This window comes from Pseudomonas sp. GW821-FHT02H06, assembly GCF_059421525.1.
Genome location: NZ_JBWKVD010000005.1, coordinates 263,503 through 279,554, shown reverse-complemented (window position 1 = coordinate 279,554; position 16,052 = coordinate 263,503). Strand labels below are relative to the sequence as shown.

At 59.9% G+C, this 16,052-nt stretch carries 14 protein-coding genes; 5 read left to right on the top strand and 9 right to left on the bottom strand.

The genetic code is table 11. The annotated features are described in order from the left end of the window. Window positions 1-153 precede the first annotated feature (153 nt). From AC07VF_RS11265 to amaB, 8 genes are all read right to left on the bottom strand, one after another. Window positions 154-924: an SDR family oxidoreductase gene (locus tag AC07VF_RS11265; RefSeq protein ID WP_065987776.1), complete on the bottom strand. Its 771-nt coding sequence runs from the start codon at window positions 922-924 to the stop codon at window positions 154-156. 770 nt (window positions 925-1,694) lie between these two features. Beyond that, window positions 1,695-2,411 carry an ABC transporter ATP-binding protein gene (locus AC07VF_RS11260; protein ID WP_065987777.1) on the bottom strand — a complete coding sequence of 239 codons (717 nt, stop codon included), beginning with the start codon at window positions 2,409-2,411 and terminating at the stop codon, window positions 1,695-1,697. Then, entirely contained in the window at window positions 2,408-3,283 is an 876-nt protein-coding gene (locus AC07VF_RS11255) for an ABC transporter ATP-binding protein (RefSeq protein WP_423570840.1), read from the bottom strand. The genes AC07VF_RS11260 and AC07VF_RS11255 overlap by 4 nt, the downstream gene beginning before the upstream one ends. Further along, window positions 3,283-4,578, bottom strand: a complete 1,296-nt coding sequence (gene livM, locus AC07VF_RS11250; protein ID WP_495008510.1) for a high-affinity branched-chain amino acid ABC transporter permease LivM — start codon at window positions 4,576-4,578, stop codon at window positions 3,283-3,285. The genes AC07VF_RS11255 and livM overlap by 1 nt, the downstream gene beginning before the upstream one ends. Window positions 4,579-4,580: 2 nt before the next feature. Beyond that, window positions 4,581-5,495: an ABC transporter permease subunit gene (locus AC07VF_RS11245; RefSeq protein ID WP_037015668.1), complete on the bottom strand. Its 915-nt coding sequence runs from the start codon at window positions 5,493-5,495 to the stop codon at window positions 4,581-4,583. A 184-nt stretch (window positions 5,496-5,679) separates the two neighbouring features. Continuing rightward, window positions 5,680-6,816, bottom strand: coding sequence for an ABC transporter substrate-binding protein (locus tag AC07VF_RS11240; RefSeq protein WP_463583871.1), 1,137 nt, complete (start codon window positions 6,814-6,816; stop codon window positions 5,680-5,682). Between the two features lie 356 nt (window positions 6,817-7,172). Beyond that, window positions 7,173-8,456, bottom strand: a complete 1,284-nt coding sequence (amaA, locus tag AC07VF_RS11235) for an L-pipecolate oxidase (protein ID WP_495008511.1) — start codon at window positions 8,454-8,456, stop codon at window positions 7,173-7,175. Window positions 8,457-8,689: 233 nt separating this feature from the next. Next, window positions 8,690-10,180, bottom strand: a complete 1,491-nt coding sequence (amaB, locus tag AC07VF_RS11230; protein WP_495008512.1) for an L-piperidine-6-carboxylate dehydrogenase — start codon at window positions 10,178-10,180, stop codon at window positions 8,690-8,692. A gap of 156 nt (window positions 10,181-10,336) precedes the next feature. Between amaB and AC07VF_RS11225 the strand changes: the two genes are divergently transcribed. From AC07VF_RS11225 to AC07VF_RS11210, 4 genes are all read left to right on the top strand, one after another. Beyond that, window positions 10,337-11,242 (top strand): LysR family transcriptional regulator, encoded by a 906-nt coding sequence (locus tag AC07VF_RS11225; protein ID WP_282367779.1) that lies wholly within the window; start codon window positions 10,337-10,339, stop codon window positions 11,240-11,242. Between the two features lie 302 nt (window positions 11,243-11,544). Further along, entirely contained in the window at window positions 11,545-12,744 is a 1,200-nt protein-coding gene (gene pncB / locus AC07VF_RS11220) for a nicotinate phosphoribosyltransferase (protein ID WP_192171079.1), read from the top strand. A gap of 60 nt (window positions 12,745-12,804) precedes the next feature. Then, window positions 12,805-13,632, top strand: a complete 828-nt coding sequence (gene nadE / locus AC07VF_RS11215) for an NAD(+) synthase (protein WP_282367777.1) — start codon at window positions 12,805-12,807, stop codon at window positions 13,630-13,632. A gap of 151 nt (window positions 13,633-13,783) precedes the next feature. Further along, window positions 13,784-14,812, top strand: coding sequence for a DUF1338 domain-containing protein (locus AC07VF_RS11210; RefSeq protein ID WP_495008513.1), 1,029 nt, complete (start codon window positions 13,784-13,786; stop codon window positions 14,810-14,812). On the opposite strand, the gene azu is transcribed toward AC07VF_RS11210, so the two are convergent. Continuing rightward, window positions 14,813-15,259: an azurin gene (gene azu, locus AC07VF_RS11205; protein WP_495008514.1), complete on the bottom strand. Its 447-nt coding sequence runs from the start codon at window positions 15,257-15,259 to the stop codon at window positions 14,813-14,815. It lies immediately after the preceding gene. A gap of 425 nt (window positions 15,260-15,684) precedes the next feature. On the opposite strand from azu, the gene AC07VF_RS11200 reads away from it, so the two are divergent. Next, window positions 15,685-15,915 (top strand): hypothetical protein, encoded by a 231-nt coding sequence (locus tag AC07VF_RS11200; protein ID WP_192171083.1) that lies wholly within the window; start codon window positions 15,685-15,687, stop codon window positions 15,913-15,915. Window positions 15,916-16,052: the final 137 nt, after the last annotated feature.

Genomic DNA, 16,052 nt, shown 5'->3' with positions numbered 1-16,052 from the left:
TGGGAGCGAGCTTGCTCGCGAATGGGCAGGTACGTCCGCTAAAGATTCAGCGATTGAAATGCCGTCTTCGTGAGCAAGCTCACTCTCACATGGACGGCGCTGCTTTCTAAAACGCGCCGCGTGCCGGGCGGCGCTAATCAGCTAAAACCCTACTTACTTCTCCCCACGACTGCGATCAATCGCAAAGCCGGCCCAGGTCTGGCTCACAGGCATCAGCTCCAGGCTGTTGACGTTGACGTGGGCCGGGGTGTTCATGATCCAGAAGATAGTGTCGGCGATGTCTTGGGGCTGGATAGGCTCTGCACCCGCATAGGTCGCGTCGTACTTGGCCTGATCGCCGCCGAAACGTACCAGCGAGAACTCGCTTTCACACAAACCCGGCTCAAGGTTAGTCACGCGTACGCCGGTGCCGACCAAGTCGTTGCGCAGGTTCAGCGAGAACTGACCGACAAACGCTTTGGTGCCGCCGTACACGTTACCGCCCGGGTACGGATAATTCCCCGCCACCGAACCAAGGTTGACGATGCTGGCGCCGCGGCCGTAGGCGATCAGACGCGAAAGCAGCGTGCGCGTCGTGTAAACCAGCCCTTTGATGTTGGTGTCGATCATGGTGTCCCAGTCATCCAGATCGCACTTGGGTGCAGGATCGATACCCAGCGCCAGGCCAGCGTTATTGATCAGGCCACGAATCTTCGCGAATTCAGCCGGCAGGCTTTCCACAGCGCGCTCCACGCCTGCGCGATCTCGCACGTCCAGCGTCAGCGTGTGCACCTTGGTCTGTTTCGACAATTCAGCGCTCAGCGCCTGCAAGCGGTCTTCACGGCGACCGGTCAGCACCAGCGACCAGCCCGCCTCGGCAAAACGACGGGCGCAGGCTTCGCCGAACCCGGAAGTGGCCCCGGTAATGAATACGGTAGAGGTCATTTCTTTCTCCTGACTAAAGATGCGGGCTTATCAAGCCAAGCGGGAATGTCACGCAAGCTGCGTTGCGTGTAAGAAGGTTCTGGAGAATGCCCGCGCAGACAGGCCGGGATCAAGCACCATCAGCAACATCGTCATACAACCGCTTTGCTGTATAAAAAACAACCAATTACTCCAAGGCCTTATGCCATCTGGCCTGCAGACACTTTTGCCCACCTTATCCACAGTCAGACAACCATTTTCTGGGGGCAACTCGAAACGCCGGAAGCCCCGGCATACGGGGCGTGTGGGTAACTCGAACGATGTTTTTACTTGACCGGCCATGGGCCATCTGCCGTCCAATTCCCCCGGGACTTGGGTGCGCGGACAGGAATGACGCGTCGAGGCCAGAGATTGCGCTATCTGCGGCGGTCTTTCCAACGGTTGCGCACAGACTTATCCACAGGCGGGCGCCGCCTAAAGACTGTATAAAAAACCAGCCAGAACAACGTTGACAAACCCCCGCAAAATACCGGCCGAAACGACTGGTCAAAAATTGATCAGAAGGCTGTAAGCCACGTAAACAAAGGCCTGCAGCCAGCTGCTGACAACTTATTCACAGTCACCTCCACAGTAAAACTGAACAAGTCAAAAGCGTGACAAAACAGCGATTTGCAGCGGCTATATGTCGCGTTTTCGCAACTGCCCAAAATTGTTTTCCACAATTCCACTTCCCCACAAAAAAGCCCCGGGAGTTATCCACCCGGGGCTTGTTTTAACAGCAGGATCAGGAATCAATGACCGCCGAGATAGGCGTTCCTGACCTCCTCATTGGTGAGCAATTCCTTACCCGTGCCGGTCAGACGAATCTCGCCGTTGACCATCACGTAAGCGCGGTCCGACAGCTTCAGCGCATGGTTGGCGTTCTGCTCGACCAGGAAGATGGTCATGCCGGTCTGCGCCAGCTCACGCAGCGTCGCGAAGATCTGCTTAACGATGATCGGCGCCAGCCCCAGGCTCGGCTCGTCCAGCAACAGCAACTTGGGACGGCTCATCAGCGCGCGGGCGATGGCGAGCATTTGCTGCTCGCCGCCGGACATGGTCATCGCCCGCTGGTTACGACGCTCCTTGAGCCGCGGAAACATCTCGAACATGCGCTGCATGTCTTCGCTGGCGTGTTTGTCGCCGATGGGGATGGTGCCCATCATCAGGTTCTCTTCCACCGACATGTCCGGGAACACGCGGCGGCCTTCCGGCGATTGCGCGATGCCGTTGGACGCAATGTAGTGGGACGACTTGTGGGTGATGTCGGTGCCCTGATAGATGATCTGGCCGCTGGCCGCCCGTGGCTGGCCGAAGATCGACATCAGCAGCGTGGATTTGCCCGCGCCGTTGGAGCCGATCAGGCTGACCGTCTCGCCCTCGTCAATGTGCATCGAGACTTTCTTCAGGGCCTGGATCGGCCCGTAATACACGTCGATCTCTTTCAGTTCGAGGATCGGCTTACTCATACCAACTCCTCTTCATCAGCGCCCAGATACGCTGCGATCACTTTCGGATCGTTGCGGATCTGTTCCGGTTTGCCCCTGGCGATCACGTTGCCGTGGTCGAGCACGACGATGTCGTCGGAAATCCCCATGACCATGCCCATGTCGTGCTCGATCAGCACGATGGTCATGTCGTGATCGTCGCGCAAGTGGCGAATCATGCCGCTCAACGCCTCGGTTTCCTGAGGGTTCAGGCCTGCTGCCGGTTCGTCCAGGCAGATGACCTGCGGACGCGTGCACATGGCGCGGGCGATCTCCAGACGGCGTTGCTGGCCGTAGGAAAGCTCACCGGCCAGACGGTTGGCGCAGTCCACCAGATCCACCACTTCGAGCCAGTAAAACGCAGTGTTCATGGCGTCGTCTTCGGCCTTGCGATAGGCCTTGGTGTTGAGGATGCCGGCGAGCATGTTGCGGTTGACCCACATGTGCTGTGCGACCAGCAGGTTCTCGACGACGGACATTTCCTTGAACAGACGAATGTTCTGGAAAGTACGCGCCAGCCCTGCACGGTTTACCAGGTGCGTGCCGCCGAACATCTTGTAGTACAGCCGGCTGCCGAAGCGCTTCGGCGAAGCGAAGTCGGCGGCGCGAAACTGCTCGCCGAGCAACTGAATGACGTTGGTTTTCTTGCCCCGCGCATTGAGCTCGATGCGCCCGCCGGTGGCTTTGTAAAAGCCGGTCAGGCAGTTGAATACCGTGGTCTTGCCGGCGCCGTTCGGGCCGATGAGGGCGAAGATCGAGTTGCGCCGCACTTGCAGGCTGACGTCGCTGAGGGCCTTGATGCCGCCGAAGTGCATCATCAGGTTTTCGACGGACAGAACGATTTCGTCGCTCATCACGCGCCCTCCACTTTGGCCAGCACGCCTTTGCGTGGCTGCACGCCGGTACGGCTGATGCGAATCAGGCCACGGGGACGCCAGATCATCATCAGCACCATGAGGATGCCGAACAACAAGACGCGGTATTCCGCGAAGCTGCGCAGCAGTTCCGGTGCGACGGTCAGCACGAACGCCGCAATGACCACGCCGACGGTCGAGCCCATGCCTCCCAGCACGACGATAGCGAGGATCAGCGCCGACTCGAAGAAGGTGAACGAGGTCGGGTTGACGAAGCCTTGATAACTGGCGAAGAACACCCCCGCCAGACCGGCCGTCGACGCGCCGATGGTGAAGGCCGACAGCTTGACCAGCACGTGATTCAGGCCCATCGAGCGGCAGGCGATCTCGTCTTCACGCAGCGCTTCCCACGCGCGGCCTACCGGCATGCGGGTCAGGCGGTGTTTGACGTACAGCACCGCCAGCACCACCAGAAACAGCACGGTGTAGATGAAGATGAATTTCAGGTCGGGGTTGTATTCGAAGCCGAAATACTCGTGGATCGGGATGCCGCCGTCTTTGGCGCGACGCCCGAATTCCAGGCCGAAGAAGGTCGGCGAAGGCACCGGCACGCCGTTCGGGCCGCCGGTGAACGACAACCAGTTATTGAGCACCAGACGGATGATCTCGCCGAAACCCAGGGTCACGATGGCCAGGTAATCCCCGTGCATGCGCAGCACCGGAAAGCCGAGAATGCAACCGGCAAGCGCCGCCGCAATCGCTGCCAGCGGCAGCGCCGACCAGAACCCCAGGCCCAGATACTGATAACCCAGCGCCAGGCCGTACGCGCCAATTGCATAGAAGGCCACATAACCGAGATCGAGCAAACCGGCGAGGCCGACCACGATATTAAGGCCCAGGCCCAGCAGCACGTAGATCAGGCCGAGGATCACCACGGTCAGCACGTACTTGTCAGCGAAGATCGGGAAGATCACTGCGATGAGAATCATCAGCGGAATGATAAAACGCAGGCGCGTCTTGTAACCCGGCGGCAGCACGTGCACGCCGGAGCCCGAGCTTTCGAAACTCTGCGCGATGGCCACGCCCTTCGGCGTCTGCAGGAACAGGCTCATGAAGAAACGACCGACAACGCCAACGCCGACGAGCACGGCGACGCGGCCCGGTTGCAGGTTGAAGCCATAGCCATCCAGCACGATGCCGACAATCGGGCCGAACACGATCAGCGCCAGCAGCCCGGCGATCACCGCGTCGATCAGGCTTTGTTTGATATCAATGGGTTTAGTAGGTGCAGACATGGTTATACCTTCGCCACAAGTGGGCGACCCAGCAGGCCTTGGGGACGGAAGATCAGAATCACTACCAGCAGGCCGAAACTGAACACATCTTTGTAGTCGGAGTTGATCAGACCGGAGAACTGCGACTCGGCAACCCCCAGGATCAGGCCGCCAAGCATGGCCCCCGGCAACGAACCTATGCCGCCGAGTACCGCTGCGGTAAATGCCTTGATGCCGATGACGAAGCCGGCGAAGAAGTCGAAGGTGCCGTAGTTCATGGTGATCAGCACGCCGGCCAATGCCGCCATGGCCGCACCAATGACGAATACGTAGGAAATCACCCGGTCGGTGTTGATGCCCAGAATCGAGGCCATCTTGCGATCCTGTTGCGTGGCGCGGCACATCCGGCCCAGCTTGGTGTACTTGATGATGTAGGTCAGTACGCCCATGCCGACGAAGGCAGCGATCAGGATGAAGATTTTGGTGTAGGTGATCTGTACGAAACCACTGCCGACATCGAAGCGCATGGCGCCTTCGAGCAGGGTCGGAACGCCTTGCTGGCGTGGGCCCTGAGCGATCTGCGCGTAGTTCTGCAGAATCAGGGAGATGCCGATCGCGCTGATCAGTGGCGCCAGACGGGTCGAGTTACGCAGCGGTTTGTACGCCACTCGCTCGATGACGAAACCGTACACACCGGTGACCACGATGGTGAAGATCAGTGTGCCAAGAATCAGAAAGGGGAATGACTCAACGCCGAAGAAAGACAGCACGGCAAGGCCGATGGCTGCGAGGTAGGCGGAGATCATGTACACGTCGCCGTGGGCGAAGTTGATCATGCCGATGATGCCGTAGACCATCGTGTAACCGATGGCGATCAGGCCATAGACCGAGCCCAGTGTCAGGCCGTTGACCATTTGCTGCAGGAAAATACCGTCCATCACGCACGCTCACGAACTTGAAAGGCCGACCTGGCGCGCGCGACCATTCCCTCGTGAGGAATAGAGCGGCGCACACAGTGGCAACAGAAGAAATCCGGCGCCGCCGTCAGACAGCGCCGATTACCGGATCAGGCTGTTTCCCGGCTCACCCCCGGGAAACACCAGATCCGACTAAGCGCTTGACTCACTTCTGCTTTTCGAGCTGGTGGTATTTGCCGTCCTTGTCCCACTGGTAAACCACGTAGTCAGAGACTTTCAGGTCGCCCTTGGTGTCCCAGGCTTTCTCGCCCATGACGGTTTTGACAGGATGGGCTTTCAGGAACTTGGCAGCGTCTTCGCCTTTGTTCGACTTGGCGCCGTTGAAACCGGCCGCCAGGGCCTGAACCGAAGCGTAAGCGTAGAGGGTGTAGCCTTCTGGCTCGTAACCGGATTTGCGGAACTGCTCAACCACGGCCTTGCTGTCTGGCAGCATGCGCGGGTCGGCGCCGAAGGTCATGTACACGCCATCGACGTATTGCGCGCCGCCAGCGGTGGTCACCAGTTCGTCGGTCACGACGCCGTCGTCAGACATGAATTTCACGTCTTTCAGGCCTTGTTCACGCAACTGGCGAACCAGTGGACCGGCTTCCGGGTGCAGACCGCCGAAGTAAACCACGTCGGCGCCAACGGAACGGATCTTGGTGACCAGGGCGCTGAAGTCTTTCTCGCCACGGGTCAGACCTTCTTGCAGCACAGGCGTCACGCCGCGCTTGGTCAGCTGATTGGCGGTGGCGTCTGCCAGCCCTTTGCCGTAGGTGTCCTTATCGTTGATGACGGCGATCTTCTTGCCCTTGAGCACGTCGACGATGTAGTCGCCGGCAACGATGCCTTGCTGATCGTCACGGCCGCACATACGGAACATGGCGCTCAGGCCGCGCTCGGTAACGGTCGGGTTGGTGGAGCCAGGGGTGATCGCGATGATGCCGGCTTCGTCATAGACTTCCGACGCCGGGATGGTCGAGGAGGAGCAGAAGTGACCGACAACGCCGGCAACTTTGTCAGACGCCGCCTTGTTGGCAACGGCAACGGCCTGTTTCGGTTCGCACGCATCATCGTAGGCGGTCAGGACGATTTTATCGCCGTTGACGCCGCCCGCAGCGTTGATGGCATCGGCAGCTGCTTGAGCGCCCTTCATGTATTGCTCGCCGAACGAGGCATTGGCGCCAGTCATCGGGCCAGCAACGCCGATCTTGATGTCGGCTGCCTGCGCAAATGAAGCCGCACCCATGGCAGTAGCCACGGCGAGTGCAAGAAAGCCTTTTCTGTAGAACGTCTGCGACATGAGTTGGTGCTCCTGGGTTTTTTAATTAGCACTGCGACCACGAAGCTGCTGCGAGCAAGTGGCGTGCCATCGGTTTTTTATTCTTGAGAAACTCGTCGTTTTGTCGCTATCCGACTGATTTCTGCCCTTTTTCACGGGGCGTGCAACCGTCTAAACCGCGCAAGGTGCAACCTTGCGACTTTAAAAGAGCAACCGCAGGGAAGCAGGCGCGCAACCGCGCCGCCTTCACCTGTACAACCCTGTTGTTACAGCCTGCGTCACCGAACTGCACACCGTCGGTGCGGATCCGCTACGGGACGCACCATTTGAGGGTAGTGGATGTAGGAGAAATCGTTGTTTTGAAGAGAAAATTCTTCTCAGATCACGATTCTAAGGCACTGGCCCGCATGGTATAGCGAAAAGCCAGCCTCGTACAAAGAACTGCGCAGTCCAACGGCCGCCAGCGGCTGCATCTGCGCAAAGGGGATGGGTAAGACACTGGCGTTGCCGCTGCATAGATAATCGGCGAAGGCTTTGCCAACCACCGTCCCTGTGGTGTTGCCGCGTCCGTTGTAACCGGTGACAGCGACCAGTCCTGGTGCAGGCTCGAACATTCGCAGCAAGTGATCGGGCGTGAACGCGATGCAGCCGGTCCACGTGCATTCCCACTCCACCGGCTTGAGGTACGGGAAATAATGCTGTTGCACGCGATCGGCCCACGCCTTCAAAAACCAGCCTGGCTTCTGATTGCCATTGCCCAGACTGCCCAACAACAGCCGACCATCCGCATCGCGACGAATGCTGCTGAGCACCTGCCGCGTGTCCCAGGAACCCTGCCCGCCTGGCAAAATCTGCCGGGCAGCGTCTTCGGTCAGTGGCGCCGAGGCCACTTGATAGTAATAGCCAGGGAAAAAGTTGCGTCGCAACTCGGTCCACTCGCCCTCGGTGTAGGCGTTGGACGCGATAACAACTTGCTCGGCAAGCACCGCGCCGTTTTGGGTGATCACGCACCAGCGCGAGCCCTGACGTTCAAGGCGTTTGACCGGCGAGTGATCGAAACGCTGACCGCCCAATTGCGCGACGGCCGCCGCCAGCCCGCTGGTATAGGCCATCGGGTTGATGGTGCCGGCGCGGTGATCGAGCAAGGCGGAGGTGATCTCGGTGGTGCCGGTAGCTTCCTGACAAGCCTTGCCAGTGAGCAATTCCACAGGCGCGCCGCGACGTTTCCATTGTTCCTCACGGCTGCGCAGGTCCAGCTCACCCTTGGCGTTGTGGGCCATGTGCAGCGTGCCTTTGCGCGTCGCCTGACACTCGATGCCGTACTTTTCGATCAGACTGAATACCAGCGACGGCGCATTGCCGAGCATGGTGTTGAGCTGGCTGCCGACTTTCTCGCCGAAGCCCGCTTCAATCTCGTCAGGCGGAATCCACAGGCCGGCGTTGACCAGTCCTACGTTCCGGCCGGACCCGCCCTGCCCGGTGCGATGGGCTTCGACGACCGCGACGGTCTTGCCTTGCTCAAGCAAATGAATGGCCGCCGACAAACCGGTGATGCCTGCGCCGATGACACACACATCGACAGTCACTTCCCCGCTCAACGCGGGCGCTTCCGGCCTTTGCGGCGTCAGCGTTTCCCACAGACACTCTTCGCGTAACGGCATCGCAAACCCTCGGAAAGAGACAGCCAGACCTGATCGTTCCCACGCTCCGCGTGGTAATGCAGCCGATGACGCTCCGCGTCACTACAAGCAGGCGCAGAGCGCCTATCGAGGGCGTGCCCACGCAGAGCGCGTGGGTACGATCACCTAAATCTGTGGGAGCGACCGGGGTGGCGCTCCACCTTGCTCGCGAATGAAGTCAACGCGGTGCGATGACTACACTCCGTCACTGCTAATCAATCAAACGTAATCCCCTGCGCCAGCGGCAGTTCGCGGGAGTAGTTCACCGTGGCGGTCTGGCGACGCATGTAGCCCTTCCACGAATCCGAGCCGGACTCGCGACCGCCGCCGGTTTCTTTCTCACCACCAAACGCGCCACCAATCTCTGCACCACTCGGGCCAATGTTGACGTTGGCAATGCCGCAATCGCTGCCCAACGCCGAAATGAACTGCTCGGCCTCGCGCACGTCAGTGGTGAAGATGCAGGACGACAAACCTTGGGGCACGTCGTTGTTCAGGCGCACCGCCTCGCTGAATTCTTCGTAGCCCACGACGTACAGAATCGGCGCGAAGGTTTCGCTGCGCACCACATCGCTCTGCTCCGCCATTTCGACGATGGCCGGCGAGACGTAGTAAGCGTTGGGAAATTTATCTTCCAACTGGCGCTTGCCGCCAAACAGCTTGCCGCCTTCGCTTAACGCCTGTTCCAGCGCCTCCTGCATGTTTTCATAGCTTTGCTTGTCGATCAGCGGACCGACCAGATTGCCTTCCAGCGGATGCCCGATACGCACTTTGGCGTACGCCGCTTTCAAGCGCTCGACGAACTCGGCCTTGACCGACGAGTGCGCAATCAGACGACGCAGGGTGGTGCAACGCTGACCCGCCGTACCGACAGCGCTGAACAGCACGGCACGCACGGCCAGGTCCAGATCGGCACTCGGGGTCAGAATCATCGCGTTGTTGCCGCCCAGCTCCAGAATGCTGCGGGCGAAACGTGCGGCGAGTTTCGGCGCCACTTCGCGGCCCATGCGCGTGCTGCCGGTGGCGCTGATCAGCGCGACGCGGGCGTCATCCACCAACGCCTCACCGGCTTCGCGGCCGCCGACGATGCATTGGGTGAGGTACTGCGGAGCGTCCGAGAACTCAGCGGCGACTTTATCGAACAGTGCCTGGCAAGCCAGCGCCGTCAGCGGGGTCTTTTCCGACGGTTTCCAGATCACCGAGTTACCGCAGACCAGCGCCAGTGCGGTGTTCCACGACCAGACCGCAACGGGGAAGTTGAACGCGCTGATGACGCCGACGACGCCCAGGGGGTGCCAGGTTTCACGCATGTGGTGGCCCGGGCGCTCGGAAGCGATGGTCAGGCCGTACATCTGGCGCGACAAGCCGACGGCGAAGTCGCAGATGTCGATCATTTCCTGCACTTCACCCAGCCCTTCCTGAGTGATCTTGCCGGCCTCCCACGACACCAGCTCGCCCAGGTCGGCCTTGTGCTTGCGCAGCGCTTCGCCAAACAGGCGGATCAGCTCGCCACGCCGGGGCGCAGGGACTTTGCGCCACGCCTCGAAGGCGTGGTCGGCGCGGGTGATGCGCTGCTCGACTTCGGCGGCGCTTTCCCAGTTCACCGACGCCACCTGACTGCCATCGATAGGCGTGTGAACAGGCTTGTCGCCCTGTTGATAAAGCGCGGCATCGACACCGAGTCGGGTAAGCAGGTCGTTGAGCATGGTTTCTCCTGAAACTGATTGTAAGCGCGAAAGCGGAATGCCAAATATGGGTTATTTCGTCAGCCTCTAGTAATAGCTGGCGGGCGGCACTGCAACAAACGACGATTAAGCGAGATATCATTCCGTTTTTTCATGCCGACGCTTAACGAGCCGAATATGCTGAGCAAACGCCATCTCCCGTCGGTCACCGCGCTGCAATGTTTTGAAGCGGTGACCCGCCACCTGAGTTTTACCCGCGCGGCCGAGGAGCTGAACCTTACCCAGAGCGCGGTCAGCAAGCAGGTCGCCCAGTTGGAAGAATTGGTGCAACACCTGTTGTTTCGAAGGGTTCGTCGGCGCCTGCAATTGACGCCAGCCGGTGCGCTGTATCTGGGAGAAGTGCGCAAAGTGCTCACGCAGATGGAAATGTCGACGCACTTCCTGCGTTCCTACGGCGGCGAAACCGAAGTCCTGCGGGTGTCGACACCCTCGACCTTCGGTGCCCGCTGGCTGGTGCCGCGACTGAAGGGCTGGCGCATGCGTCATCCGCACATTCATCTGGATCTGGTCAACGAGCAGGAAAGCGACGACCTGGCGCAGAGCCGCTGCGACCTGTCGTTCTATTTCGGCGGTGGCGCCCGGCCCGGTGCCGAGAGCGTGAGGCTGTTCAGTGAGGAGCTAATCCCGGTCTGCGCCCCCGGCAGTTTACCGATTGAGCCCTTCACCGATCCTACGCAGTTGACCGATCTGGTCCTGCTGCAAAACGCGCATCGCCCCCAGGCCTGGCATGACTGGTTCGAGAGTCAGGGCTACCAGACGGAACACAGCTACCACGGCCCGCGTTTCGAAACGATCTACATGTGCATTCGCGCGGCGCAAGTGGGATGCGGCGTCGCGCTGCTGCCCCGGTTTCTGGTCGAAGAAGAACTGGCTGACGGCAAACTGATCATCCCATGGCCCCACGCCCTGCCGAGTCAGGACGCCTATTACCTCGCCTACCCGGAGCACGCGGCCGAAGTGCCGAAGATTCGCGTGTTTGTGGAATGGATGCTCGAACAGCTCAACGAGCCAACGCCGCAGTGAGTTAGGGAGTCCCCGCCTTTCGCACTGGACACACGCGGTGTTCGTAGGACCGGCTTCAGCCTGGAAGAGGCCCTTTTGCATACGATCACATCTGCGGCGTGACCACCGACGCCTTCCCGGCTAAAGCCGGTCCCACAATCGCTGAAACATTTCTGCCCCTCTTCCACGACGACTGGCATTATGTCGGCCATCGTCAATAACAAACCGGACGTACCGCCACAGCGCTACCGCAAGGTTGTATGCGACACCCAATTGAATCCCGGGCCGCACCTTGGCGGCCCGCTGCTGGCTGGAGCGACACAATGAGTGAGAGCGCTTTCGCGGACCGCATCGTGCAGAACCTGCTCGATACCGACCTCTATAAGCTGAGCATGATGCAGGCCGTGCTGCACAACTACCCCAACGTCGAAGTCGAGTGGGAGTTTCGCTGCCGCAACGGTGAAGACCTCAGGCCGTATCTGGCCGAGATCCGCCATCAGATCGAGCAGCTCTGCGAACTGTCGCTGAGCATCGAGGAAACCGGTTTCCTCGAACGCATCAACTTCATGAAGCCCGACTTCCTGCGTTTCCTCGGGCTGTTCCGCTTCAACCTGCGCTACGTCCAGACCACCATCGAAAATGACGAACTGTGCATCCGCCTGTCTGGCCCATGGCTGCACGTGATCCTCTTCGAAGTGCCCGTCCTGGCCATCGTCAGCGAGGTCCGAAACCGCCACCGCAACCCGGAAACCTTGCTCAGCCAGGCCCGCGATCAGCTGTACCGCAAGTTCGACTGGCTGACCGCCACCGCCACCGCCGATGAACTGGCGGAACTGAAAGTGGCTGACTTCGGCACGCGCCGGCGCTTCTCCTATGCAGTGCAGGAAGATGTCGTTTCAGTGCTGAAGAAGGATTTCCCCGGCCAGTTCGTCGGCACCAGCAACGTGCACCTGGCGCGCAAATTCGACCTCAAACCCCTTGGCACCATGGCCCACGAATGGATCATGGCCCATCAGCAACTTGGCCCGCGGCTGATCGACAGCCAGATCGCCGCGCTCGACTGCTGGGTGCGCGAGTACCGTGGCCTGCTGGGTATTGCGCTGACCGACTGCATCACCACCGATGCCTTCCTCGGTGATTTCGACCTGTTCTTTGCCAAGCTCTTCGACGGCCTGCGCCACGATTCGGGCGATCCTGTGCAGTGGGCCGAAAAATGCATCCGTCATTATCAGAAGCTGGGCATCGAGCCGATGAGCAAGACGCTGGTGTTCTCCGACGGCTTGAATCTGCCCAAGGCGCTGGAAATATTCCGCGCGCTGCGGGGTCGCATCAACGTCAGCTTCGGGATCGGCACCAACCTGACAGCCGACATTCCGGGGATCAAGCCGATGAGCATCGTGCTGAAAATGACCGCCTGCGCCGGCCAGCCCGTGGCAAAGATTTCCGACGAGCCCGGCAAAACCCAGTGCAAGGACCCGGAGTTCGTGTCCTATCTGCGCCACGTATTCAAGGTGCCAGCCTGAGTCGAGCACCGACCGCCGCCCCTTTTCCATGCCATTCCTTTTTTGCTCAAGGAGTCAATCATGCAAGACGTACAGCGCGAGATCGCCCGGCAGCTCAACGTCCAGCCGCCTTTCGCCAACGACGAAGCACTGCAGGCGGAAGTCAGCCGCCGCGTGCAATTCATCAAGGACTGCCTGAACAACGCCCGCCTGAAAGTGCTGGTGCTCGGCATCAGTGGCGGCGTGGATTCGCTGACAGCGGGTCTGATGGCCCAACGTGCCATCCGCGAGCTGCGTGAAAGCACCGGCGACAATGCCTACACCTTCATCGCCGTGCGCCTGCCGTACCACATCCAGCACGACGAACATGAAGCCACGGCATCGGTGGATTTCATCAACCCGGACGAGCGCCACACGGTGGACATCGCGCCCTCGGTGAAAGCGCTGGTTGATCAGATCAAAGCCTTCGAAGGCCAGGCCGCCAGTGCCGTGGATTTCGTAAAAGGCAACATCAAGGCCCGGACGCGGATGGTCGCGCAGTACGCCATTGCCGGCGTGAAAGGCGGTCTGGTCATCGGCACCGACCACGCCGCTGAAGCGGTGATGGGCTTTTACACCAAGTTCGGCGACGGAGCCTGCGACCTGGCGCCGTTGAGCGGTCTGGTGAAGAATCAGGTCCGCGCGATCGCCCGCAGCTTCGGCGCGCCGCAAAATCTGGTCGAGAAAGTCCCCACCGCCGACCTCGAAGAACTGGTCCCCGGCAAACCGGACGAAGCGGCCCACGGCATCAGTTACGCAGAGATCGACGCCTTCCTGCACGGTGAGCCGGTGAAGCAGGAAACCGCCGAGATCATTGTCAGCACCTACCGCAAGACCCAGCACAAACGGGATCTGCCGTACGCGCCATAAGGCTCGGTAATGAAGATGCCCGATGGGTTTGGATGAAAATCCATCGGGCAGCATTCAAAAACGGAATGAACCCGTTATTTCTTTTCGCTTGATGGCGCTCGCCATCACGGCTTACATAGCGCTCTGACTTCCCCGCCCAGAGCCGCTATCCATGACTGCTTTCCAAGGCCTCTTCTCCCTCGTTGCGTCCACCGTCGGCCAGCCCGCTGCGGCATGGCTCGAACACCGCGTCGAGGTGCCTCAGGCGCTGAGCGGATTTTCATGGTCTGACGAGGCGGTCCATCGGGTCTGGCTCGCTGAAGCGTTGAACCTGTGCCTGTTCCACAAGCTGGTGGAGGCCGTGCCTGACGGACTTCGCTACGTGGACGAGCAATCCGAGGGCGGCCGCAAGGTGGTGTTTGACCACGGCGCGATCCGCACCGTCGACTGGGCGGACAACGGCGAATTGCCGCGCGGTCGTCAAGCCTTCTCGCGCCTGCTGGAGCCGCTGGGTTTCACCGATGTGCGCACCTATCCGCTGACCAAACTGAACATGACCGGCTGGGGCTATCGTCAGATGGATCTGCCGGAAGACATCGCCCAGTTCTTCGTCTCCGAACTGCACCCCGGCCGACTCAGTCAGCCGTTTCAAGAGGCGGTCAGCCGTGTCGTCGGTTCGAGCCGCGACCCGTTGAGCCCTGAAGACTTGAGCGTTCTGAGTCGCCTGCGCACGACCCGGCATTGCAGCCTCATGGAAGCCACTCAGCTGCTACCGGCGCTGTATCGCGCGTTTGGCCGCCAACACGGCGTTGTTCGGGAAGATGACTATCGCCAGCTGCTGAGCGAAAGCGCGGAAATGGCGTGGATCGCCACCGAGGGCAACAGCTTCAATCACCTGACCGATCGGGTGGTGGATCTGGAAGCGACGGTGGCCGAACAGAATCGGCGCGAGCGGCCGATGAAGGACAGTATCGAGGTGTCAGGTTCGGGAAGGGTCATGCAGACCGCGTACAAGGCGTGCACGGTAAACCGAGGGCTGTTGACCGCCGAGGGCGTCGTGGTGACGCACAAGGTGCCGGGCTCATTCGTGGAGTTCATTCAGCGCAAGATCGACCCCGACAACGGCAAGATCGATCTCAACTTCGACAGCAGCAACGCCCAGGGCATATTCAAGATGACCGACTCGAAGCAGGCCCAATGATCACTTCAGCGTGACAGTGCCTTTCATCATGCCGATGTGGCCCGGGAACGAGCAGAAGAAGCCATATGCCTGGGCCGGATCCAGCCTGGATACGTCAAACGTGACCGCATCCGACTCGCCTCCGCCGATGACTTTGGTGTGGGCAATGACGCGCGCGTCACCGTCCTTCAGATAATCCTTGTCGATGCCGACGCTCATGCCGTCAGTGGCGATCTGCGACATGTCATCGAATTTGCTGATGACCAGGTTGTGGCCCATGACCGCCTTCGGCAGGCTGCCCGTGTGTTTCAGGTTGACGGTGAACTGCTTGCAGCTCTTGTCGATTTCAATCGCCTTGGTGGTGAACGTCATCTGGTCGGTGGAATCGACTTCGACCGAGCATTCGGCCGCCAGCAGGTGCCCACTGGCCAAAGTCAGAACGGATGCAGCGACAAGCTTGCGAATCATGGTGCGTCTCCTGGTGGGGCAGCCCTTTATTTTGTATACAAAGACTGCCCTAAATTAGAACAATGTATCAAGCGCTGTTACTGAGCGCCTCTGAGCGGCCTCTATCAGAGCCATCGAGACAATCAAACAGTCAGCGCTACGATGGCTGCATAAGATCGCCCTGTCACCCATCTTCAGGACGATTCCATGCAACTTTCCAGCATTTTCCGCAGCTTGCTCGCCGCTTACGCCTGCGGCGCATCGGGCAATTACGACCGCGCCAGCCAGGATTACGGCGTCTATAAACGCGCGGTTTTCAACGGCTGAGACCTGTAATGGCGGGCGACTGACCGTGATTGATGATCGGGTGAGGAAAAATACCACGCCGGTTTTGCACCATTCTCAGGCAGAATGTGCTGACTTATCGTCTGCCTCGAGGACTGCCCATGGCCAAACCCAACTATTCCTTCGCCAAACGCCAACGTGATCTGGCAAAAGAGCAAAAGAAAGAGGAAAAAGCACAGCGCAAGCAGGCCGAGAAGGCTGAAGCAGAGGCTGGAGAAGGTGCAGTCGTAGACGGCGAAAACGCCGAAGGCGCCACTGAAGCTGAACACTCTACCGATGCTGAAGGCTCCACCGAAGTAAAAGGCTCCGCTGAAGAAAAGCCTGCTGAGTGATCATCTGATTCAGCGCAATGGGATGGATGAACGCGAGAACCTGTAGGAGTGAGCTTGCTCACGATGGGATTTTCGCCATGATCCATCCATTGGCTGACACCCCGATATCGCAAGCGCGCTCACAGCCCAGTCGTTAC

Excerpts from the sequence above, each read along its gene's own strand:
- amaB (WP_495008512.1), bottom strand. The coding sequence starts at position 10,180 with ATGCTCAACGACCTGCTTACCCGACTCGGTGTCGATGCCGCGCTTTAT.
- AC07VF_RS11245 (WP_037015668.1), bottom strand. The coding sequence starts at position 5,495 with ATGGACGGTATTTTCCTGCAGCAAATGGTCAACGGCCTGACACTGGGC.
- AC07VF_RS11225 (WP_282367779.1), top strand. The coding sequence starts at position 10,337 with ATGCTGAGCAAACGCCATCTCCCGTCGGTCACCGCGCTGCAATGTTTT.
- AC07VF_RS11210 (WP_495008513.1), top strand. The coding sequence starts at position 13,784 with ATGACTGCTTTCCAAGGCCTCTTCTCCCTCGTTGCGTCCACCGTCGGC.
- azu (WP_495008514.1), bottom strand. The coding sequence starts at position 15,259 with ATGATTCGCAAGCTTGTCGCTGCATCCGTTCTGACTTTGGCCAGTGGG.
- pncB (WP_192171079.1), top strand. The coding sequence starts at position 11,545 with ATGAGTGAGAGCGCTTTCGCGGACCGCATCGTGCAGAACCTGCTCGAT.
- AC07VF_RS11240 (WP_463583871.1), bottom strand. The coding sequence starts at position 6,816 with ATGTCGCAGACGTTCTACAGAAAAGGCTTTCTTGCACTCGCCGTGGCT.
- amaA (WP_495008511.1), bottom strand. The coding sequence starts at position 8,456 with ATGCCGTTACGCGAAGAGTGTCTGTGGGAAACGCTGACGCCGCAAAGG.
- AC07VF_RS11255 (WP_423570840.1), bottom strand. The coding sequence starts at position 3,283 with ATGAGCGACGAAATCGTTCTGTCCGTCGAAAACCTGATGATGCACTTC.
- AC07VF_RS11265 (WP_065987776.1), bottom strand. The coding sequence starts at position 924 with ATGACCTCTACCGTATTCATTACCGGGGCCACTTCCGGGTTCGGCGAA.
- nadE (WP_282367777.1), top strand. The coding sequence starts at position 12,805 with ATGCAAGACGTACAGCGCGAGATCGCCCGGCAGCTCAACGTCCAGCCG.
- AC07VF_RS11200 (WP_192171083.1), top strand. The coding sequence starts at position 15,685 with ATGGCCAAACCCAACTATTCCTTCGCCAAACGCCAACGTGATCTGGCA.
- livM (WP_495008510.1), bottom strand. The coding sequence starts at position 4,578 with ATGTCTGCACCTACTAAACCCATTGATATCAAACAAAGCCTGATCGAC.
- AC07VF_RS11260 (WP_065987777.1), bottom strand. The coding sequence starts at position 2,411 with ATGAGTAAGCCGATCCTCGAACTGAAAGAGATCGACGTGTATTACGGG.